Origin of the sequence: Micromonospora arborensis, from assembly GCF_003205615.1 — a bacterium.
Taxonomy (GTDB): domain Bacteria; phylum Actinomycetota; class Actinomycetes; order Mycobacteriales; family Micromonosporaceae; genus Micromonospora; species Micromonospora arborensis.
The window spans coordinates 1-276 of record NZ_PYBV01000200.1; the positions used below are offsets into that span (position 1 = coordinate 1).

1 protein-coding gene is annotated in these 276 nt (G+C 76.1%); it reads left to right on the forward strand.

From position 1 onward, the window contains the following. The coding region (locus C7C45_RS33430; RefSeq protein WP_425271198.1) for a sensor histidine kinase at positions 1 to 276 on the forward strand (276 nt) is incomplete at both ends.

The following is a 276-nucleotide window of genomic DNA, read 5'->3' on the forward strand; positions in this document are numbered from 1 at the left end:
ACCCGGGCGGCCGGGGTGCCGGTGCACCTGACCGTCAGCGGTCCGCCCCGGGACCTGCGCGCCGAGGTCGACGAGGCCGGGTATCGCGTCGTCCAGGAGGCGCTGACCAACGTGGCCCGCCACGCGGGCCTGGCCACCGCGCACATCCACGTCGAGTACGCCCCGGCCCAGCTCACCGTCTCGGTCACCGACGACGGTCAGGCGTCACCGGCCCGGCCGATGACACCCGGTGTGGGCCTGCGCGGCATGCGGGAACGGGTGACCGGACTGGGCGGC